Annotated in this window: 18 protein-coding genes and 1 tRNA gene; 12 read left to right on the top strand and 7 right to left on the bottom strand. The window is 34.6% G+C overall.

The window, feature by feature from the left end; genetic code table 11:
• Positions 1-66 precede the first annotated feature (66 nt).
• From metG to ACMAZA_RS04200, 9 genes are all read left to right on the top strand, one after another.
• Positions 67-1707, top strand: a complete 1641-nt coding sequence (gene metG, locus ACMAZA_RS04160; RefSeq protein WP_435190316.1) for a methionine--tRNA ligase — start codon at positions 67-69, stop codon at positions 1705-1707.
• 13 nt (positions 1708-1720) lie between these two features.
• Positions 1721-1808: transfer RNA gene (locus tag ACMAZA_RS04165), tRNA-Ser, on the top strand.
• Between the two features lie 184 nt (positions 1809-1992).
• Positions 1993-3204: a tyrosine-type recombinase/integrase gene (locus ACMAZA_RS04170; RefSeq protein WP_435190318.1), complete on the top strand. Its 1212-nt coding sequence runs from the start codon at positions 1993-1995 to the stop codon at positions 3202-3204.
• A 25-nt stretch (positions 3205-3229) separates the two neighbouring features.
• On the top strand, positions 3230-4504 hold the full coding sequence (locus ACMAZA_RS04175; RefSeq protein ID WP_435190320.1) for a DNA cytosine methyltransferase: 1275 nt from the start codon (positions 3230-3232) through the stop codon (positions 4502-4504).
• Positions 4505-4589: 85 nt separating this feature from the next.
• A complete protein-coding gene (locus tag ACMAZA_RS04180) occupies positions 4590-7103 on the top strand; it encodes an RNA-binding domain-containing protein (protein ID WP_435190322.1) in 2514 nt (837 codons plus the stop codon).
• A 239-nt stretch (positions 7104-7342) separates the two neighbouring features.
• On the top strand, positions 7343-7894 hold the full coding sequence (locus tag ACMAZA_RS04185) for a toxin-antitoxin system YwqK family antitoxin (protein ID WP_435190324.1): 552 nt from the start codon (positions 7343-7345) through the stop codon (positions 7892-7894).
• A gap of 1 nt (position 7895) precedes the next feature.
• A complete protein-coding gene (locus ACMAZA_RS04190) occupies positions 7896-8510 on the top strand; it encodes a hypothetical protein (protein WP_435190326.1) in 615 nt (204 codons plus the stop codon).
• Between the two features lie 75 nt (positions 8511-8585).
• Positions 8586-9098, top strand: coding sequence for a hypothetical protein (locus tag ACMAZA_RS04195; RefSeq protein WP_435190327.1), 513 nt, complete (start codon positions 8586-8588; stop codon positions 9096-9098).
• A gap of 10 nt (positions 9099-9108) precedes the next feature.
• Positions 9109-10125, top strand: coding sequence for a hypothetical protein (locus tag ACMAZA_RS04200; protein ID WP_435190329.1), 1017 nt, complete (start codon positions 9109-9111; stop codon positions 10123-10125).
• 34 nt (positions 10126-10159) lie between these two features.
• Here the strand turns inward: ACMAZA_RS04200 and ACMAZA_RS04205 are convergent, their stop codons facing one another.
• Complete coding sequence (locus ACMAZA_RS04205) at positions 10160-10438, bottom strand: hypothetical protein (RefSeq protein ID WP_435190331.1); 279 nt, start codon at positions 10436-10438, stop codon at positions 10160-10162.
• A complete protein-coding gene (locus ACMAZA_RS04210) occupies positions 10435-10668 on the bottom strand; it encodes a helix-turn-helix transcriptional regulator (RefSeq protein ID WP_435190333.1) in 234 nt (77 codons plus the stop codon). The genes ACMAZA_RS04205 and ACMAZA_RS04210 overlap by 4 nt, the downstream gene beginning before the upstream one ends.
• A gap of 682 nt (positions 10669-11350) precedes the next feature.
• On the opposite strand from ACMAZA_RS04210, the gene ACMAZA_RS04215 reads away from it, so the two are divergent.
• From ACMAZA_RS04215 to ACMAZA_RS04225, 3 genes are all read left to right on the top strand, one after another.
• Positions 11351-11776 (top strand): hypothetical protein, encoded by a 426-nt coding sequence (locus tag ACMAZA_RS04215; RefSeq protein ID WP_435190335.1) that lies wholly within the window; start codon positions 11351-11353, stop codon positions 11774-11776.
• A 113-nt stretch (positions 11777-11889) separates the two neighbouring features.
• Entirely contained in the window at positions 11890-12324 is a 435-nt protein-coding gene (locus ACMAZA_RS04220; RefSeq protein WP_435190337.1) for a hypothetical protein, read from the top strand.
• A gap of 93 nt (positions 12325-12417) precedes the next feature.
• Positions 12418-12564 carry a hypothetical protein gene (locus ACMAZA_RS04225; RefSeq protein WP_435190339.1) on the top strand — a complete coding sequence of 49 codons (147 nt, stop codon included), beginning with the start codon at positions 12418-12420 and terminating at the stop codon, positions 12562-12564.
• Positions 12565-12636: 72 nt separating this feature from the next.
• Here ACMAZA_RS04225 and ACMAZA_RS04230 read toward each other — a convergent pair whose 3' ends face one another.
• From ACMAZA_RS04230 to ACMAZA_RS04250, 5 genes are read right to left on the bottom strand one after another with little or no spacing between them, the layout of a single operon-like run.
• Positions 12637-14232, bottom strand: a complete 1596-nt coding sequence (locus ACMAZA_RS04230) for a hypothetical protein (RefSeq protein WP_435190340.1) — start codon at positions 14230-14232, stop codon at positions 12637-12639.
• A gap of 2 nt (positions 14233-14234) precedes the next feature.
• Entirely contained in the window at positions 14235-15743 is a 1509-nt protein-coding gene (locus tag ACMAZA_RS04235) for a DEAD/DEAH box helicase family protein (protein WP_435190342.1), read from the bottom strand.
• Positions 15743-17623 (bottom strand): DrmB family protein, encoded by a 1881-nt coding sequence (drmB, locus tag ACMAZA_RS04240; protein WP_435190344.1) that lies wholly within the window; start codon positions 17621-17623, stop codon positions 15743-15745. The genes ACMAZA_RS04235 and drmB overlap by 1 nt, the downstream gene beginning before the upstream one ends.
• A complete protein-coding gene (locus ACMAZA_RS04245) occupies positions 17620-20934 on the bottom strand; it encodes a helicase-related protein (RefSeq protein ID WP_435190346.1) in 3315 nt (1104 codons plus the stop codon). The genes drmB and ACMAZA_RS04245 overlap by 4 nt, the downstream gene beginning before the upstream one ends.
• Positions 20927-22486, bottom strand: coding sequence for an NERD domain-containing protein (locus tag ACMAZA_RS04250; protein ID WP_435190347.1), 1560 nt, complete (start codon positions 22484-22486; stop codon positions 20927-20929). The genes ACMAZA_RS04245 and ACMAZA_RS04250 overlap by 8 nt, the downstream gene beginning before the upstream one ends.
• Positions 22487-22514 lie beyond the last annotated feature (28 nt).

Raw genomic sequence — 22514 nt, forward strand, 5'->3', positions numbered from 1 at the left:
AGCGATATTTTATCGTACAACTATCCCACAAATCCTTATTTATATTAGGATTATTGAAGACTATTTATGACTAAACGTAGAATTCTAGTTACCTCAGCACTCCCTTATGCAAATGGCGATCTTCATTTGGGTTATATGCTCGAAGTTATTCAGACTGATATCTGGGTTCGGTTTCAAAATATGCAGGGTAATGAGTGCTACTACGTGTGCGCTGATGATACTCACGGAACCCCAATCATGCTTAAGGCTGCTGAAATGGGCATTACGCCTGAAGAGCTCATTGCTTCAGTCAGCGAGCGTCACCAGGCTGATTTGAGTGATTTTCACATTAACTTTAGTCAGTACCATTCAACGCACTCTGATGAGAATCGATATTTTTCAGAATTAATCTATAATCGCTTGAATGATGCGGGCTACATTAAGAAGAGGGTAATCTCGCAATCTTTTGATCCTGAAAAGGAGATGTTCCTCCCGGATCGATATATTAAGGGTGATTGTCCTAAGTGCGGCGCAGAAGATCAGTATGGCGATAACTGCGAAGTGTGCGGCGCAACCTATTCAACGACTGAAATCAAAAATCCTAGATCGGTCATTTCTGGCGCGGTTCCGATAGAGAAGGATTCAGAGCACTACTTCTTTGATTTACCACAATTTGAAAAAGAACTCAAAGATTGGACTAAGGCAGGCCATCTTCAGGAACAGGTCAGCAACAAACTGGCTGAATGGTTCGATCAGGGCTTAGAGCAGTGGGATATTTCAAGAGACAAGCCTTACTTTGGCTTCAAGATACCTGGAACTGAGGACAAGTACTTTTATGTATGGCTAGACGCCCCAATAGGCTATATGGCAAGTTTCAAGAAGCTCTGCGATAACTCTGACCTTGAGTTTGATGACTTCTTTGAGAAGGGCTCTGATACTGAGCTCTATCACTTCATTGGTAAGGATATTGTCTACTTCCATGCTCTATTCTGGCCGGCTACATTGATTGGATCTAACTTTAGAACACCAAACGCTGTCTTTGCGCACGGATTCTTGTCGGTGAATGGGCAAAAAATGAGTAAGTCGCGTGGCACCTTTGTTCTTGCTAGAACCTATCTAGAATCTCTCAATCCTGAGTATCTTCGTTATTACTATGCCTACAAGCTTTCATCAAAGATCGATGACATTGATCTGAATCTGGAAGACTTCAAGCAGCGCGTCAACTCGGACCTTGTTGGTAAGGTAGTTAATATTGCCTCAAGGAGTGCATCATTTGTGGTTAAGAAGTTTGACAAAGAGCTCTCTAAAGTTTGCTGTGAGCAAGAGCTCTATGATGAGTTTGTAGCTGCTAGCAGCGAGATAGTAGGTCACTACGAAGATAGAAACTTTGGTCAGGCCATGCGCTCGATTATGAAGCTTGCGGATAAAGCAAACCAGTACATTGATGACAAGAAGCCTTGGCAGCTCGCGAAAGAAGAAGGCAAGATGCAAGAGGTTCACGAGATTACCTCACTAGCAATTAACCTTTTCAGAGTGTTAATGACTTATCTAAAGCCTGTACTCCCTGAGATGGCAGAGAAATCAGAAGTATTCCTAAATGTTGACTCTCTGAACTGGGATGACATGAAGAGTCCTCTTTTAGGGCACCAAATTAATAAATTTAAGCCGCTTATGACGCGCATAGAGGATGAACAGATAGAAGCAATGATAGAGTCCTCGAAAGGTTAAAATCAAAAGTTTAGGAGGGATGGCAGAGTGGTCGATCGCGCACGCTTGGAAAGCGTGTAAACCTCACGGTTTCATGGGTTCGAATCCCATTCCCTCCACCACACTTTGATTTTCATAAAGAATCATAACGTATCATAATTAGCATTTAAAGCCCTTTAAATAAGGGGTTTTATAATTTTTAGATTTTCATAACATCTCATAAATATTTTTGACATCTTGTACTAAAGTGAGTAGACTTGTGAGTAGATTTGAAACACTCAAAAAAATACAAGGCTTCATCACACGGTGCTTACAGACACAAAAATACGAAATCTTAAGCGAAAAAAGAAACTTTATCGAGTTGCTGATTCTCAAGGGCTTACTTTAGAAATTAATCCGAATGGATCAAAATTATGGAGACATCGCTATCGATTTAATAATCGAGCGACGATGATGTCACTTGGACCTTATCCATTGGTCTCTCTTTTGGAGGCTCGTCAGGCTCGAAATAAGAACAAACAACTCCTCTTTAAGGGAATAAATCCAAAACAAATTAAGGAGGAGCTTAATCCTCGAATTAGAGCTACCTTTGAAGATATGTTTCATAAGTGGATCAATAAAAATAAGAATCAGTGGAGCATAGGGTATGTTGAAGACACCATACAACGATCAAACAACTACTTACTGCCTAAACTTGGTAATTTGCCTATCGAAGACATTAAGTCATCAGAAATAAGAAATTTACTGCTTAAGATTCAGGAGACAGGAAAGCTTGATATGCTCAAGAAGGTAAGAAGTATCTTGAATGGTATCTTTAAGTATTCAGTGGGTATGGATATTATCAAGATTAATCCAGTAAGAGACTTGCCCAATGACATCTTTGAAAAGAAACTTGAAAAACACTATGCAACAATTACTGATCCTAAAGAGATTCCATGGCTTCTTGATAAGTTAGAGCAGCATGAGGGGACTTATGAGGTAAGAGCAGCACTAGTTATTGCCCCCCATGTCTTTTTAAGACCAACAGAACTAACAGGCATGTTATGGAGCGAGATTGATTTTGATGATCATCTCATAAGAATTAACAAGGAACGAATGAAAACTAAAAAACCTCATCTGGTTCCTATGAGTCTTCAGGTGCTTAAGGCCCTTCAAAATTTAAGGAATGTAAATTTAGATAGTGACTATGTATTTCCAACAGATAGAAATAAAAATAAACCAATTACTCCTGACTCACTCAGACTGGCCTTAAGAAGGGTAGGTGTAGGTAAAGAGAAGATGACCCCTCATGGCTTTAGATCTATGGCTAGTACTAGGCTTAATGAACTAGGCTATAAAGATGACTTAATAGAAATTCAGCTTTCACATCTACCAGCAAATAAAGTCAGAGCGGCATACAACCATGCTGAGTATTTAAATGAGCGAAGATTAATGATGCAAGAATGGTCAGATTATTTAGATAACCTTCAAAACAAAGAAGTAATTTCAACTTTGGCTTTTCAACAGAGTCTGTTTTGAGCTAAATTTGAACTATAATTTTTAAATGATTAAAAATCTCAACAAGAAGCTTACTTTTATTGATTTATTTGCTGGATGTGGTGGACTTTCTTTGGGATTAGAGCAAGCGGGATTTTATCCTCTTTATGTGAATGAGCTAAACTCTGATGCTTTAGAAACTTACCTAATTAATAGAGATCAAGAATATCCTCATTTGCGTGAGAAATATCACTCAAAAGATATAAAAGAAGTTATTCTGAAAAAGGATTATTTTGATTCGCTTTTAAATGATCTGCAAGTCGATTTTAAACGTGACTTTAGAGAAAACTCAGTTGATTTGATAACTGGAGGTCCTCCTTGCCAAGGCTACTCTGCTTTAGGCATCAGAAGGTCTTATTCTGTAGACAAAAAACAGTTGCCATCTAATCATCTATATCAGGATATGGCCTATTTTATTAGTCAGATTCAGCCTAAGATTTTTCTATTCGAAAACGTTCGGGGATTGTTAAATGCAAAATGGACTAAAGATGGAATGAAAGGTGAAATCTTCAAGGATGTATTTAAAACGTTTGATAGTTTATCTAATTACACAGTCAAGTTTAAATTAGTAAAAGCTAATGATTATGGCGTTCCGCAAAATAGACCCAGAGTTCTAATAATCGGGATTAGAAATGACTTTAATTTCAATTCAATGTCTGCTCTAGACGCATTAGAAGGAGGTTTACTTCCTGAGCCAACAAATGACTATCCTGACATAGAGGATCTATTATCTGATTTAGTTGATGACAATTTTGAATATGGCGGTGAGTCACTGTCATACAGAAAAGATCCATTAAATAGACTTCAGGAAAGTTACCGTACAAATATCCATTCAGGTGTCTTAATGAAAAAAGGGGATGAACTGACAGAAATGAAATACAGCAGACACTCGGATAAGGTAGTTGAAAAATTTAGTCATATGATCAAAAACCAGGGAAAGATACCAGAGCACCTTAAAACTAAAAAGTTTGCGCAGCGCGTACTTCCAAAAAAATGGGGAGATAATGGCCCTAAAATAACTGTGACCTCATTGCCTGATGATTTTGTTCATTATTCTCAAGCTAGAAGTCTGACTGTTCGTGAATGGGCAAGATTGCAAACTTTCCCTGATTGGTATAAGTTTGCTGGAAAAAGAACAACTGGTGGAATTAGAAGGGCGGGTAACCCCCGTGAATCTAACTTTGAAAGAGAGGTTCCAAGATATACCCAAATAGGAAATGCAGTTCCTGTTAAGCTCGCTAGTGAGATTGGAAAACACTTTAGAAAGTTACTTCAAAATTAAACTATATTTAAATTAAGAAACATTCGATTGCAATATAATTTAGATAAACTAATTTATTTTGCTTAAAAATAAACTAATTAGGTCAATGCACAACTTAAATACTGAATCACTTTTTCGAAAACAGATTGTTTCCAAATTAATTTCCATCAAAGGAAGTAATGCAAAAGGCCTTTATTATGGAAGTATTCCTATATCGAATGCAAGAGATAAGGCAAGATCAAAGATAAAAGAAGAAAACCCAGGGATTACTCTGAAAGAGCTCCGAGAGCGCACTAATGATCTAAATTTAACTTTTTCTGAGCGTCGAAATAGTAAAAAATATTTTCTTAAAGTGAATGAACAAAACCGAGCATTTGATGGTGAATTATCTTCGGAGCTTAATACCGAAGATGAAAATCTCTATGATTATATCTATGTTGATAATATTCGAATAGAGAACCCAAAATTAATATCTCTTGTCTCTAGGCGGATTAGCAAAGAATCCACTAAGTATGTGCTGGGAAATAAAGAGTATGTTTTTAATTCTTATGATAACTCTATAGAGTTTTTATTTACAATTTTGAAAATGTTAAATAAAACAGGCTATCTAATACTTACTAATCATGACCTGAAACATAGACCAACTGGCTTTCATTTCGATGAGGTATTCTTGGGGCTGCTTAACAAGCTTGGTTTTTATGTGAATGCATATTTTAAAAATCTAAATAGTAATTCTCGAAGCAGCAGAGCTTTCTATGCCTATATTATTTCTAAAAACAATCCAAATAGCCTAATTTATCTTGCTAATTTGGACTTTTCTTTCTCCTTTACTTATGATTCTCTTTCAAGTCCAAATTCTGAAGAATTTGACGTGTTAAGTTACTCAGAACCCACTGTTCCAAATGATATTTTTAGTAAGATGCAGAAAGGAGACTTTGAATATGGGGCTCTAGATGATGAGAGAGGGCCTCTAATTTATGTAGAGAAAGTATCAGAAAAATTTTTATCAGGTAAAGGGCGAGTAAGAGCATCTGATCTTTCAGAAATAATTGCAAATAAACTTGATTATTTAGATTTGAGTTCTTTAGATGCTAAAGTAGCAGTAAATGCAATTCGAAATGCTTTTTCTTATAATTCTATTCATCCAACTGGATTATTATATTTAAGGATTCAAACATCAAATTCTGACGACAATCAGTTTAAGAAATCTGCTGTTCTTGATGCTTTAAGGCGACACCCAAGGGTTGATGCCTATCATAGTTGCCCTGATGATTTAGGAGGAGCAAACGCCCTTTTCATACATATTAATAATGAATATGTTTGCCCATTTATTGCTAACTTTTTCCAAAAGCCATCTCAATTAGATGATGAAAATAAACTATCCGATGGATATTTTATGAGGCTAGAAGACTTTTATGGTTATGAACAATTAGAATCACTAGATAAGTCTGAAATAAATATCTTTCATAATTATGGCGAGGGATATAAGGAACACTCTTTAAAGGACTTGGTAAGTTTTAACCATGAAGATGATTTTCAAAATTTTGCACAAAAAGTAGATGAGTTATCTAGAAGAGAGACAAATACCTCTGGTCAGATTATTTGTGTACTTAGAACAAATAAAGATCGGTATGCAGATAAGATTGGGATATGTGTTAACAAGCCTGAGGTTTTGTTTAAAGAAATTTTTGATGATAGGTCTGATGATTATTTATTTTATTATGTTAAAGATAGTTCTTTAGCTAAGTATATAGAAATATTTTTGAATTCTGAGGTTGGGCGACAGTTGTATCGTTCAAATTTAAAGTTTAAAGGCAAAAACAAACTCCTTTCACCAAAAAATCTTGGCAACCTAAAAATATTAATGCCTGAAAAAAATGAATTACTCGACTCAACAATTAAAGCTAATCAAAAAATCAATGAGCTTCTAAGAGAAGTTAATAATCTCAATGAAAGCTTTATGAAGAATCCCAGATCCACAATAAATGAAAACATTTACAAGTTGGATGATATGCTTTCAGTCATTGGAAAACTAAATGATATTGACCAAGTTTATTCAATAATTCGAGGGGAAGAGGGTCCAGATAGAGAGTTTAAACAAACATTTCGATTGCCAGTAGGCGATATAAAGAAAAAAGAATTTGAAGTGATGTCTTCTAGAATTAGCGCAGGTGTAATGAAGGTTATAAATTCATTCATTAATACTAATGGTGGGGACCTCTTGATTGGGGTTGAGGATGCAAATCATGATATTACTGGACTAAACCCTGAACTGAATCATTATTTTGGAGGGAAGGGTAGAACGCTTACTGAGCAGAAAGACAAGTTTACTATTGAATTTTCTCGTAAATTAAATCAGGCATTCTTAGAGAAGTTTGTAAATGAAAATATTTCGTATAAGTTTGTTGATATAAAAGATGAGGTATGCGTATTTCATATAACTTGTAAGCCATCAGATAAGCCTTGTATTATTCAAGAAACAAGCAAACTATTAAGTTTTTTAAACGGAAACTTTTTCAAGAGAAGTGGAAGTGAAAGCGTTCCATTAACTGGACAAGAGAAACAAGATTATATAGATGAACATTTTTATAATCAGGATCTTGACAAGAATACATTATGAGTTGTAATTTATCTCTAAAGCATGTTATATAGGGGTTTAAGAGCTTTTGCACTTGACTTTTAAGTCATAATGTTGTATAATATCACCCCTCAGAAACGCACAAATAATCCCTTCATCAAGTGAACTGGGAATCGGCACGCTAAGCCACTAAATCAGTTTCTGTTGTCACACAATAAGCTTTTGGTTTTTATAACCAATCAATCATTTAACTACACCACTAGTTATCGGAGGAGAACTGTATGCAGGCATATCTAACGGATGGAACACTACCCACCTATTTTGACAATGGCAAGAAATCAGGAGAAGTTACTTATAAAAATAGTAAACCTCATGGATTATGGACGGAATGGTATGAGAGTGGACAATTAAAGTCAGAAAAAAGATATAAAGATGGAAAGCGTCATGGCAAATGGATTGGCTGGCATGAAAATGGTTTGATGTTCAAAAAATCCTTTTATAAAGACGGTAAGGCTGAAGGCACTCACATGACTTGGAATAAGGATGGCACCCTAATAAGAAAATATATTTGGAAAGATAATAAGCTTGATGGGGAGCAAATACAATGGTATGACAATGGTCAAATGAGTCAAAAATCATTCTATCAATATAACAGGATAGAGGGAAAGAGAATAGGTTGGTATGAAAACGGTCAAAAGCATTACGAGGACAATTATGAGGATGGTCTTCTAGATGGGTACAGCGTTACTTATCGCGAGAATGGAAGCAAGAGAAAAGAAGAGAACTACAAGCATGGCTTTTGCTTGGGTCGAACAAACCACGTGGAGGGTTAATATGACTACATTTAATTTAAATAAAATAGCCAATCTAAAAGAAGCAGATTATTCAAAAATCAGCTCAAGAGTCAAAGCATTTTGTTCAACTTTTGAGACCGCTCAAATACTCACAGAGATTGTTAAGGACGAGTTAGGTCATGTAATTTTTAAAGCGCATGCTGTGGTCGATGGCACAATCAAAGGAACGGGCCATGCTCACGAAGTTGAAGGCTCAACTAATACAAACAACACATCTCATTATGAGGTCTGTGAGACCATCGCTGTGGGTCGCGCATTGGCCTTTATAGGCTACTCAGAAACTGATACCTTGGCTTCTTATGAGGAGATTGAAAACTCTAAATTACAGGAGACTCAAGTCGCATTGCATAAGGAGACTTTAGGAGTTGCAGCGAATTACCTCTCAGTAATATTTAAAAAGGCTATTGAGGAGAGAAATGAAGAGAAAATAGCAGAGTGTCAAAGAGATATGCGTTTCAATGACGCTTTAAGACAGGCGGTGAACGTAACGTTGAATGATGGGCATAAAGATATTCTGATTGAGCGCGGCAGACGCATACAGGAAGAGCGTAAATATGAAGCTAAAAAGCGTGTAACTAAAAAATTAAATGGTTGATACTTTAAGTCTAATGATTCTCAAAAGGGCTAAATGAAATGATAATATTATCCAATAGTTATTAAAGGAAACAAAGTGTCAAAGCAGTCTAAAAAAGAAGAAAATTCAGAGATATTTAAAAATATCATGAAGAATCTAAAACCTTCTGGTGTATTGAATATAAAGGACGGCTCTGACACAACCTGGCTTAATGGGCCTGATTCCAAGAGGATGAAGGCTCTTCTTAATGATGGCATTACTTGGAAAGGTGCTGCGCCTGTTCCGGGGCCTAGTCCCTATAATTACAAAACTTCTCTTAATGGCTGCATTTTTAAGAATGAGTTAGATAATAAGGTTGATGGTATGGATTATGTTTTTGTTTCTAATCAGGGCTTTGTCTTACAAGGTCCTGAGTTAACTTTTAGTCATAAGCCAGAGGAGGTGGAAGATTTTAATCCAAATCTTTCAGTCAATGAGTTTGAGCCTAAATATGGTTATTATGAGGTAATTAAATTAAAGGCATACGTATTTCCTAGTGAAGATAACCCTTACTATGGTTTCTATAAGAATGCTGATGTTGCTACTCTCTCTCGTTTTATAGTGTATTAAATAAACAATTATGAGTGATAAAGATAACTTCTATATTTATTTGTTCATAGATCCAAAATCCGGTGAGACTATATATGTTGGCAAAGGGCAGAAATCTAGAATGTTTCAACATATCAACAATTCCTCAAATGATAGACTTCAGAAAACAATTAATTCTAGACTTAATGATGGGTTTGAAATCAATCCAGTAAAAGTGTGTGAAACAAATGATGAAAAGCATGCCTTTCTTCTTGAAAAAGCTTTAATCAAGCTATTTGGAAGGGCAGATCAGGGCGAAGGAACGCTTTTTAATAATACTGATGGAGGTGATGGAGTTTCAAACCCTAGCAAGGAAGTCAGAGAAAAACAAGCACAGGCCATGTTTAAGCGCTTTGGAACTGAAGAAATTTTGAGGTTTAAGAATATAGATACTCAAGAAACATTTGAAGGATCGTCTAATGATTTATCTAAATATTTAAATATTAAATCAACACAAGTTAGAAAATTATTTACTGACGATAGTGTTAAGTCAGTTAAAGGCTGGGTATTAGATAATTATGATGGAACAGTAAATTTGTATAACAAAGAATATGAGTTTATCAATGTATTCGATGGTGAAAAATTTACTGGCAAACAAAAAGATTTTGCCAATACTAAAAAATTATCGTATTCACTCGTCAGTCAGCTAGTTAAAGGAAATCAGAGTCATGCAAATGGATGGGTATTAAAGGGAGATGAGGCGTCAGTTCGTCCAACTATTAAAAGAACAAGCTCTGGTAAGGTTTATAAAATTAGAAGACCTTGGGAAATGCCAACCTTTACAATAAATTCTAAAGAAGCTTATTTACTTGCAGGGTATCTAGAAGAGAGATGGAGGCAAGATGGCTCAAAAAAAGATGCGAGTGTGAGAAAAATACTTAAAGATATGGGTATAGATTTCAAGGGAAAAGTGCATAATTTTGAACGAATTTTTAATAAAATTAAAAATGAAGAATTTGTTCCATCTGGAGATAAAGGTTGGCAGGAATTTTTTAAATTAAATCAATAGTCAAATCAACTTTTCAGGTGAGCATTTTTTAATTTCATTCATTTTTGACTAGTTGATCGATATATGCATCTAATCTTTCAATTTTTTCTTCGATTACAGAGGAATATGAAGGGGTTACAGAGGATATTTCTATTAATTGAGGCCCTTGCCTTGATAAGCTTTCTTTGAGCTTCAATTCCCCTATAAACCTTGATAGTTGCTTTTGATTTGAAAAATAGTGATGTCTGTCTCTTTTTCCCGAGGATTTTTCAATAAGAATCCAGTTGTATTTGTCAGTTTTGATAAACAATCGATTATCACCTAATGAGATCATTTTGATTCTCCATCCCTCTCAACGCGCTTATCTTCGAGCCATTGTATGATTTCTTCGTAAAACCAGGCAGAACTTCTCTCACCAAGCTTTATTTGTCTAGGAAAAGAGTTGTCTTTAATCTGCCTGTAAATACTGGCAGTGCTTAATGTAGTAAGATGTTTAACTTCATTAAGCTTAATCACTTTATTAAATGATTTTCCTAAACTGCTTGAGTCACTATTTTTGGTCATGATAAATAATTGAAAATAATGGTGTCTAATATATTAACCATTTTGAAAATGTCAAATATATTTTAATTTTTTTGGATTTTTAATTTGATTAAAACCCTTTCATAATAGGGGATACAGCCTTAATTAATTGATATTTGTCTGGTTTTCGATTAGTATTAATAGTCATAAAAGTTTGCCTGAGACTAGTTAAATTGCGGGATTGTGAATTACCCTTGGTAATGATGCTGGAAGAACCTATAGTTTTTAATAAGATTTTCCCTTTAATTTTTTTTTATTTTTTTCCTTATATATAAATCTTTATTATTAAAAGCTTTGTTATTATTAATACGTTCCGATTTTCGGAGAATGCGATAATCGGACATCCGATAATCGGACTTTGGCTTTTATCTTTTGTCTGATTTTCGGACTTTTATTTCGACCCATAGTCTGATTTTCGGACTTTTATTTCGACCCATAGTCTGATTTTCGGACTTTTATTTCGACCCATAGTCTGATTTTCGGACTTTGCTTTAGCAGCGCATTTTTATGTGTTTTCAATGAAGATTATTTATTTACTATTGAATACTTAAATGAGAAGGTGTATATTTGAGATTGATTTAAGAAATGGTTCACTTTACGAACTGGGCATTTGTTCCTATTGTCGCCCTAGGATTTCCCTTAAAGTACTAAAACGGAGGTTTATATGTCACAACAAAATCACTCTGACTCTGGTCAGTTTTCGAAGATATTAAGTCTTAAATTTATACTCGGAAGTTGGCCATTAGGCTACAAACTTATCCTTGAGGGTAATGCAGTTAATGTTACTCCAGACCCATGCTCATTCAATAATGAACCAATGACTTGTATCCCATCTATTGAAGAGTGGAATAAATTCTTGGAAAGTATTGAACGACTTGATGTTTTAAATTGGAAAGAAAGTTATATTGATCCATCAATTTTGGATGGAACTCAGTGGCTTTTTCAAATTAGAACTGAATCATTTGAAATAGATACTGGAGGCTCAAACGCATACCCTGAAAATTTCAATGGATTGATTACGTCAATTAATAAGCTGATTCCTCTTCCTTGCTTCACTTTAGGTAGTCCGATATGCGTCGATATTATTTAAAGTCAGGCACTATTTATATATAGAACATAAAGGGCTGGTTTACCTTACAAACTGGGCATTTGTTCCTATTGTCGCCCTAGGATTTCCCTTAAAGTACTAAAACGGAGGTTATTATGTCACACCCTTACCAAAACCATATAACGGTTGTTATAGGCAATCCTGATGAAAAATTCAAAACTAAGGTTTCAGAAACTGCATTTGATGAATGCAGGACTGAAGAAGAAGTTTGGGTTGAGTATGTATTAAGAACTTTTGATATTGGCACAATGCAGTTTGAGCCTGACTACAAAAGTCCTATTGATAAAGCTCTTACAAATCTTCTTGGAGAAGAAGTGCGTCTTGCTAAGCCTTTTCATGGTTTTACAAACAATGATGGAAGAACTTTTCCAGTCGTTATGTTTTTTGAAGAGTTCATACAAGATCTGTCAGGCAATCCAATATCCATTCTAAAGTTTAATGATCAAATGCTTAGGCAGCTTGGTGAATACTTTAAAAGAACGATTAAGTCAGATTGGATTCATATCTCATCAACATTTACATATAGCTGAAATTAAGTCTAGATTGGCTCACTTAATGAGCTGGGCATTTGTTCCTATTGTCGCCCTAGGATTTCCCTTAAAGTACTAAAACGGAGGTATAAGATGGGTAAAGTTACCATTAAAAAGCTACCAAAAGATCATCCTATTTTTAAAGCTGGATGGGTTATTTCATCACATAAGAATCAATCTGAAAAGATAAAAATTTATGAGAAGAAAAAACTAGCCAAAAAAGACCAAAACAAAAAGTGATCTCATTAAGCCAGAGTTAATAAGAATGATCGACTCTGGCTTATAATAAGACTGATAGTTAAAGCTTTGAAGTTAGCTAAGGCTGAATTTATTTAATATCTCAGTATATGCAGCAGCAATGAGCTCAATATGATGTTGAAGCTCGTCACGATCCAAAGTATCTGCTAGTTGTGATCTAGAAATCTCTAGATTATTTCCAATAATTCCAATTGAAACCATATGGCTATGAATTATTTCTAATAATTGAGCTCTCGATGATTTTTTGTCAAATAAATTCGCACTGTTTGGAATTAATGCATTGATGATTAAGTTGCGCTTTTCTTTTGTAACCGAGCAGGGCATCATAGAGAGAGTAATTGGAACCTTAAGGCCATTATTTTGAACATTAATTTGAATTGAATCATTAGGCCCTGGTTTTGGGTTGAATTTAAATGACTTAAGTCTTTCAACTACAATCATCAATTCAGGGTCAGGTTTGATTTCTTTTGAAGCTATTTCAATGCCATTAATTAATAGCTTTGATTGTGAGCCAAAGCCATTTAAATTTTGTTCTAGAGATGAAATTACAGAGTAGTTTGAAGAATTAGCAATATTCTCTGAAAGCATTAAATATTTATCAAGCTCATCTCTATTATTTCTCCATAAACTACCTGCAAGATAGTTAGTTTTGTCTCTAAATAAAGTTAAAAATTCAGCTATTGCTGCAACAGTTTTTCCTGCGTTAAGTGAATTTATATGATGGTCAAGTGACTCTTGATTATCAGATATGCATGCAAGAAAAATTGATCGTTGTAAAACGCGATCCTTATCACCCAATTCAGATGGTGATTCAATACCAATTAAAATATTTTGAGTTTTATCTAATATCCTCGGAATAACTGGATTAATAGTTTCTTCATGAGTTACAAATCTAATAGGCTTTTGACTTGATGCATGAAGCGTCATTTCTTTGATAATCTCTTGTGATGAAAATTTGATATTGATTAACTCGCCATTATCAGAAATGCCCAATTTTTTTAAGCTAAAAATATAGAGTCTTAGTAACTGAAATTCATATTCCTGAATCTTTTTTGAGAGCTGAACTTCATCCAGAACTTTTTCTGTTAGCTCATAACAAATTTCAAAGGGGGTGCTGCCTGTAATTTTTGAAGAATAGTTGAAATCAATATTTAGTTTTTTGTATAGACCAACCACAGCTATATTTAAACTAGTTAGATGATTTACATGAAGCGCTCTTTGTGTAATTTTTGAAGCAGGCGGTAATACCCTGCTGCGCTTTAATTTACTTGTTTTTTCACGAACTTCAAATTCAAATAATTCAATGGGTAAATCAGGAAGCATTGAAAATGAAGCAATAAAGTTATCTTTCGTTTTTTGATCGAAGAATATAATTTTTTTTATATTTGAAATTGCTATAGGCCCATCTAGCATGAGATATTTAAATGTTTTCTTTTTTGCCGGTATAGCTGACTTAACTGAAGTTATTTCTAAGCATAAATCATGCGTAATTTCATCAATAGAGCCTACAACAGAAACTTTTGGAAAGCTTAAAGACTGTATGTCACTATCAGGCTCAATGCTTGATGTCAGCCCAATAAAACCAGAGCTTAAATATTCCGGAAGTAGTGTTTTTTCCAAGGGTACAAAATATGTGTTTAGTTTATCCATTATCAAAGCTCGATTTTATCTTTAATTTCCTTTATAGAAAAATTGTTCAATTCTACTAGTGTATCAAGAATTGACTCCTCTAGATTATTTGTTGCACTCAATCTATCGTTAATTAATTGAGGAATATGGCCATATTCAAATTGACCAGAAACAGCCTCAATAATGACTTGTTTGGTAGTTTCAAGATCCATTTTAGATAGCTTTTTTGCTAAATCCCCATATAAATCCCTAGCTACTGTTGAAGCTGATGCAAGCCAGTCAACATCATTTAACATATCTTCTAATACTGGATTTTGTAAATCCTTTTCAAGGGTGGTATAGGTGCATAAAGGCTCACTATCACTATGTGAAGGAAATAATCTTAAAACATCTTTAAAGCCTCCATTATCAGGAGATCCTTCAACCATAAAAAATAAGTGTTCTCTTGGTCTAGATGAAACTACATAAAGTTTCTTAAAACCATCAATTTCATTACCTGCGCTGAGATATAAGCCTGCAAGATTAATAACAAATACAACATCAAACTCTAAACCCTTAGAATTGGCTTGATGAATAATAGTTATAGAGGGAGGTTTATCAAACTGTAAGCTTTCCCAGTCATTGAGTTTGAAAGTATCTTTACCAATATAAGTTTGCACATGATATTTTGATTGATTTGATTCAAGAATTTTTTTAATTGAGGAATAAACAAACTTAACATCCTTATTTTTGCCTAAAACCACCACACCAACCTCCTTATTTGTCTGGACGTTGCAGTAGTTAGCGATATGCTCTATTTGACTATTAAGATCTTTATTTACAAATATAACTGGTTTAATTCCTTCATGATCAGGCAAACTAACTGTTCCAGCTCCTAAAACTTGAAAATGCCTAGCGAATTTTGCAACTTCTTTAGTGTTCCGATAATTTTTATCTACTCTCCAGTATCTTCTGTTTCTTGCAGTTGCATTTATTTCAGATCTAATTTCTGAGATAGTCGAATTAACATCAGTAATTGTTTGATTTTCATCTGCAAAAACACTTAAAGTAAGCGTTGGATCTTTTTGGTTATTTACATAGTTCATTAAGGTGGAGTACATTTTTTTTGGAAAATCTTGCCCTTCATCAATAATTAGATGCCCCCAATGAAGTTTCTTTTTTTGACTATCTGTTGCGTTAGCTATATTTTGATCAATTTTCGACCAATTAATCTCCCATGGTTTACGATAAGTTGTTGGAAAGCTTCTCTCTCCAAATGCAGATTCATACCATTCCTTTGCCCATTCATTAATATGAACTACCTTAACATTTTTTGGCAAACCTTCAAAATTAGAAGTGTATTGCCTTAAGGTTTTATTAAACATTCCAACAATTACATTTCCTGATTTTGCCAGTCTTGTAGCCCGATGCATTGCGAGAACAGTTTTTCCTGACCCTGGAGGACCAACTATTAAGACACCCTTATCTTGGGGAGATTCTGAGTAGACGTTCCTTTGGTCTTGGTCTAAATCTGCAAATGCGGGAAATTTCATTAGATAAGCTCTTGAATAAAGTTAAAAAGACCAGAAACCTCGTCCCTTTCTTTTCCAAGGCCGCCCAAAGTGAGACGGTTCAACATTGCATTTTGAAAGGTGCAGCTGGTTTCAGCAATTAGTGAACAGCAATGACATGCTGATCTATTTAAACCAGAAAACCCCTGTGAATCTGTCTCTCTGCAAACCGGATCTGCTGAGCACCAGATAGCAGATTCATTAAGTTTATCTAAAACCAGATTTATTGCCTCTATTCGAGCTTGATCAACAAGCCCTCCCATTGTGCCTTCAGCATCTAATTCTGAGGTATAAATCATTATTCCTGCATAGTTTGAATCTGGATCAACAAAGACCCTCTCTCTAAGAGCTGATGAAGAATAACCACTGTTAAAGGTGAGTTGCCTTATCAATAGATGCGAAAGGGTGTGAGTGAGAATAAATAAGTCAGAGTCAGGAATGTCCAAAAGATAGTTATCATTAAGCTTTTCTAATACCTGTTGCTGACCTCTAACTAGCTTAGAAAACTCATCACCATGCTCTTTAAAATATTTTGTAATTGTTGATTTATTCAACTCAAAATAAATACCTTCTCCAAAAGCCTCTATTGTTGGAAGCCAGTTTCGTTCTTCACTTATGTCGACAGATACGTCAACTAAACCTTGCCCTCTTGTAAATCCAGTTAAAACTCTAATTTCTCTTAATCTTCTTATTTTGGCAATATGAGAAAACAGTAGACTAGTAAATTTACTTCCAGTTGCTGTAGATTCAAAAGTAATATCGAAGTTATCTTGATGGACATCAATTCGTTTTTTAAAAAAATCTAATTCATCTTTAAGAAGGTTCTCTTGTTTTTTATCAACTTCTTCCTCTGTATCATTAGAATCACCAAAATCATTCTCTAATTTTTTCTTTGCTGAATTAATTAAAAATTCAAGTGCTTTTTCATAGCTAATATTGGCCTGACTTGCATACCTCTCTATCTTGGTTTCGTATTTATTGTCATCTGACTCAAGGCTCAAAATACATAGATCTAGTCCTATCTCTTCAATAATATCTTCAAGAAGTAAATTGAGCGCCGAAGAGTCAAAATCATTACTTTCCTTGGCCTTTAGACTAATATCTATCGCGCTAAGTATCTTAGGCCTATGAATTGATGAACTTCCTCTTGGTTCAAATTTCATGGTTACTTCTTTGCAAGTTGTGGCAACTTCCATTCTTTTATCCCTAGACATTTTTGGGTGAACCATCCAAGGTTGTGTTCCACAGCATGCTTGATTATTTGCATACACTAAGTGACCCGGAATAGCCCTATCTTGCAATCGTTTTAAGGAAACACCTGGAGAATCACACGCTCTACATTTGACAATCATCTGATCAAAATCACCACCATGCTTTCCTGTTGTAGTAAAGAATATTTGGTCGTAGACAGTACAATTTCCAGTATTTGCTTGCTGTTGATTTGAGTGAGCAAATAACCACCAATTAAATTCAGTTAAATGACCATTATTGCAATAGGCTATGAATCGCATTGGAGAAAGCTTGGATTTACTTTTACAATTTCCGCACCTTGGCTCACCATGCTTTTCAAGAAGAGCTTTATCTAAAAGCTGAAGACTGCTACATTTTGAGCAATGATGCCATTGAGGAAAGCGACTAACCGTTAAAGATTCCTCTGGATTTTCAAAACTAGAGAAACTTCTAAGTTCTTTTTTGAACCCCAAGAGTTTATTTAGTCTTTCTAGCTCGACTATTTGAGATGGTCTCCTCCATTTTGAAATATCATTAACAACAAATGACTCTCCATCAATATCAATAATTGCACCAACACCAAAGGGTTGAATAGTTTGAGCCCTTCGCATTTTTTTTAGATTGTCAATCATTCGACCCTCACTTGAACTTCAGAGTCAACATTCCTCATAGAATGCATTGTTCTAAATCCTGAACTATTGTCATTTTTTTGATTAAAGTTTATTAACAGTGAATGCATAGATTTGTCTTTGCCAGCATTATAATAAAGTCTCTGTTTGGTCCAATCTGTCCAATTATTCAGGACTTTCTTTATATGCTTTTCAATTATTGATCTTTCATAATTGTATTTATTTTCATCATATATGTTTACTAGACGTTTTTTAAAGTCTGATAATAAAGGTTCAATTTCTTCATGACCTTTGCTAAATAATCCAGCAGAATTGTTATCTTTCATATGACTAACACCATGCCTAATGAGGATTACTAAGCTAGCATGTAGAGCTCTTTCAAGTGCTGGGGCACTGCCAGGGGTGACACTAGTTGGCTCAACAAGTTGATAGAGTTTTTGATGGTAGGCTTTAAATTGTTCATAATGGCTTCGATCTCTTGGCTTCGCAGGAGAATATAAAGCAATTATCAGTCCTGGGCCAATATTATCAGGGCTTCTTCCAACTCGACTGCTTGCTTGAATATATTCAGAAGTTGTTTTGGGCTGACCATTAATAATCATAGAGCCTAGTCTGTCTATATCAATACCAACTGAAATCATATTTGTAGCAGGAACAAAGTCAATGACTGATGAGTCATTATTTGTAGTTCTCAAAGCATCACTTGTTTCTGAAATTGATTTTGTTATGTTGGCACTTATTTCCTCTTTATTTAGAGGTTGAATTTCATCACGATCCTGATTTTGAGCATCACAGCAAACTTTCATTCTATCTAAGATTTCTTGATTTACTGAGCTATTAATTAAACCTAACTCTCTTAAACTATTGCAATAGCAAAGTGTAGTCCATAAAAAATCTAATGCCTCTTTTGAATCATCTTTTTCTGCGATATATCTGACTGATTGAAGAAAAGCTCCACTCACTGCGTGCGCAGCACTTGTTGATCTAAAGGCTTGGGGCATAATTCCAAGATAGAGTCTTCCATTACTTGGATTGGCATCAGTATTAGCAAAGAAAGAATTTTTAATTCTAAGACCCCTTGGTGGAAATATTTTGGACTCCCTTCCAAGGAGCCTCTGAAGCTGTGTTTTGGAGTCTCTAACGGTAGCACTTGAGGCAATATATTTTGGACCAGTGTCAGCAAGATTGTGATCTCTCTGAGCTTTTCTTATTAAGGAATCAAAACCTGCCTCATAGATAGCACTTATTGTGCCCAATGGTCCTGAAATTAAATGTATTTCATCTTGGATTATTAGCGTAGGTGGAATAGTATTTTGCTTAGATTTTGGTCTAATGCCAAAAATACCACCCGGCTCAGGTTTCCATGCAACCTCAGCAAATTTATCAATAGTTCCTAAAAGGAAGGAGGGTGGCGCTTTATATATTTCTTCATCAACAGTTTTAACAGGGATATTAATTTTGTTAAAGGTACATTTCAAATTTTGACATCGATAAATGACAGCATTATTTGTAACTCTAATACCAAGACCAGGGTAAAAACCATCTACATCTTTTTCGATATTGCTGGGTATTATGCTCGTTCCACAGCATGGACATTCTGTTACATGAAACAAATGAGTTGTTACATTGTCAACCAGTTGATTAAAGCCTTCTCTAGCATCCTCAATTCGATTATAAGAAACTTTGCTTCCAACAAATAGACCAATACTAAATTGTTCATCACCTAATAAATCTTCGTTCTCTAGTCGGACTTTTTCTAATGCGCATCCAAGCGAAGTTGTTCGTGAAAATTGATCTGAGGTTAAAAAACGGAGTGTATATCGTGTCAACACTCCAGTGCCATATCCTATTTCAGGAGTGCCATATCTTGTCCTTCTTCTAATCAGCTCATAGCAAGCTAGAAAAAGATATGCTTCTGTCTTACCTCCACCGGTACTAAACCAAATTAAATCTGCAATTTCTCTATTTTCTTTACCTTCTTCTTCAAAGTCTAAAAAGCACATTAAAAAGAAGGCTAACTGAAATGGCCTCCATCTTGGGCTATCTTCTGAGTTTATTTGGTCAAGATCAAGAGAGTTATCAATATTTTCATTCCAATCAATTGGCCATGGCTTATTTTCTTTTTCTCTTACTGATCGTAAATCTCTATTTTTTTTGGTTTGGAGCATTTGAATAAGCATTGCTCTATTAGACAATCTAAAAGCTTCCCAAAAGTTATCATTATTCTCAAGAGCCTTTATGCCCTTACGCATTCTCTGAGAACACTCTTTCATTTCATTAACAAGGTGTTTTTGAGCATTTTTAAAACTTTTTTGTGGTAAGTTTGATTCACTATCAATCCATTGCTCATAAAATTGACATAGCTCATAAAACCCTGAGATTAATTTATCTTTATCAAATTTATTGTCAGCTAGATTTGCAATATTGAATATATATGAGTTTTCAAAAGTTGAGCCATCAGACCCCTTTAAGGTGTCAAATATTGGTCTATAAACTGTTTCAAAAGGTATATACGAGATTTCTACTTGATTAATTAATCCATTATCCTCATGCCAATCAACAGAGGCACCATGCCCAATGGCATAAATAGGATTGTCACTATATTGTAGAGACAGGATATTCTCTTCCATATCATTTAGCTCAACTTTGTTAAAGTCGTAGGGTTTGATATGATTTTCAGAACTAGTGCATTTTAGATTTACTTGATACAAGCGTTTTTCAACATTTTTAATACTTCTTTGACTCTTGTCATTTTTATTTAACTCATTCACAAGAGTTACCGTAACAATTTCACAATCCTTACGATCTTTTGAGTTTCTTCTGAAAATATGTACTTTGGCTTTATATTCTTCACCATCATGAAAAATATCCTGATTTTTCTTAATTGAATTAGCTTTAATGACTGAATCTTCTAGGGGAATTCTTCTATAGCCAACTGGCGAATCTTCACTTTTAGCTTGATATTTATATCTTGCAGCAGAACAATGAATGGTGAAATCGGCTCCTTTTTTTATTACAAAGGTAATACCAACTGAAGAAGGGAGCTCTTCATTAGCCATGGACAAGGGATTATCGGAATCTCCACTAAAATCCTCTCTTGTTTTGCCTTCAATTGATCCATCCTCTTCACTAAATGATTCATCATCTGAAGAAAGATCAGCTCTTTTTTCACCCTGCGGAAATAAGATGCCAGTAAGGTATCTTAAAGTTAAGCCTCTATTGCCCTCTATAAACTCATCATTTCCACCTCGAGGGCCAAAAACTAGTGATTTAAACTCATCTGCTACTTGTTGTCTAAGTTCAGATTTATGCATTCAATAGCTCCAATAAATATTTTTTAACTTGATCATTCTCAACAATATAACAAATACCTGTTGATCGTGAAACTGATTTGTAATATTGATCACGAAAAACCTCAACATTAGAAACCTCACCCAGCCCAATAATAAAGACATAGTTTGATTCCATTCCTTTAAATTCATCAATTTGAGCAATCGTACAGCCTTCTTTTTGAAGCCTTGAAATATAATTAATTTTGTCTAGATTCTCTTTTTTTGAATAAAGAATTGTTGATTGACTAATATCAATAATGTCACCATTGGTAATGATATTCTCCAAAGCATCATTGTCAATTCGTCTCACTTCAGGTCCAGCTCCCTTAGCAGTTGTTCTGCCAACTCTTGCTTTAGAAATAGTTTCTAAGGCTTTAACAATATTAGGAGTATTTCTAACGTTAATATCAAGAGGAATCAGTGAATTATTTCCTGTACATGTTTTGATATAATCAAGATGGGAACTATCAAAGGAAGAGTTGTTGTCAAACTGGTTTTCAAAATCTCCAAACCACCTCCAACGACCATTTTCAAGTCCATCTTTTAAGACTTTATCTATGAGATCAATGCCATCATTATTGCACCAGTCCTGACCTTCATCTATTAAGACAACATCAAATGAATCATCTTTAATAGCTGATAAGCTTTCTAAATTGTGACACTCAATAGATGAATCAAAAGAAACCTCTTGCTTTAAAAAATTGATTAATCTATTGGGCTTTGTAATGATTGCAATCTTTTTATTGTTAGTAGATTCAAATTTAGCACCATAAAGCAATAAAAATGTTTTACCTGTGCCGGCACCACCATCTATTAAAAGCCTATCAAGACTTGAGAACATATCAATAACTTGGTATTGACCCTCAGTCATTGATTTTTGTTCTTTATTTAAATTTGAAATAACACTTTGTTGATCAACATATGACTTATCCCAATCTGGTCTTAAAAGAATGGAAGCTTGATTTACTTGCTCATCTGATAAGGTTGAAGCTGGCTTGTTTGGAAAGTCATTTGCAATAAAGTGATCGATTGCAATATTCAAGTATTCTTTAAATATCACTGGTGTTATAAGGTTTTCCTCATAGAGACAGTACTCATCCTGCATCTCAGGCCAATCATTAATTACTCTATTGTTACTGCATAAAATAGCTACTTTAACAAAAGGGATCTTAAAAAAAGATCGATCGTTAAACCATTTTTTCCTTAGTGTTTCGACTGCATCGCTAGCCTGTACTAAAGGAGATTTTTTCTTTTTATATCTTTCTTTTTTGCAACTTTTATCAGTATAAATCCTGTAATAACCCTCAATATATCTGACAGGGCCTGCTTTGACTTCAATACCAATAATCCCTCTTTTTGTGATTACAAGAAAATCAATTTCAGACCACCCTTGTCGTCTCCCTCCTGGGATATTTAATGAATGCATTGCAACATCGCATGAACTTAAATTGATCTCTTCAAGAAGGTCCATTACTCTCTTTTCACCATTATTCTCTATCTCATGGTTCCAGATTTGAGGGGGAATTGTTCTCATGAAAATGCACTAAAAGTCTTATAGTACA

The organism is Pseudothioglobus sp. nBUS_23 (genome assembly GCF_051201565.1).
Classification (GTDB): Bacteria; Pseudomonadota; Gammaproteobacteria; order PS1; family Pseudothioglobaceae; genus Pseudothioglobus.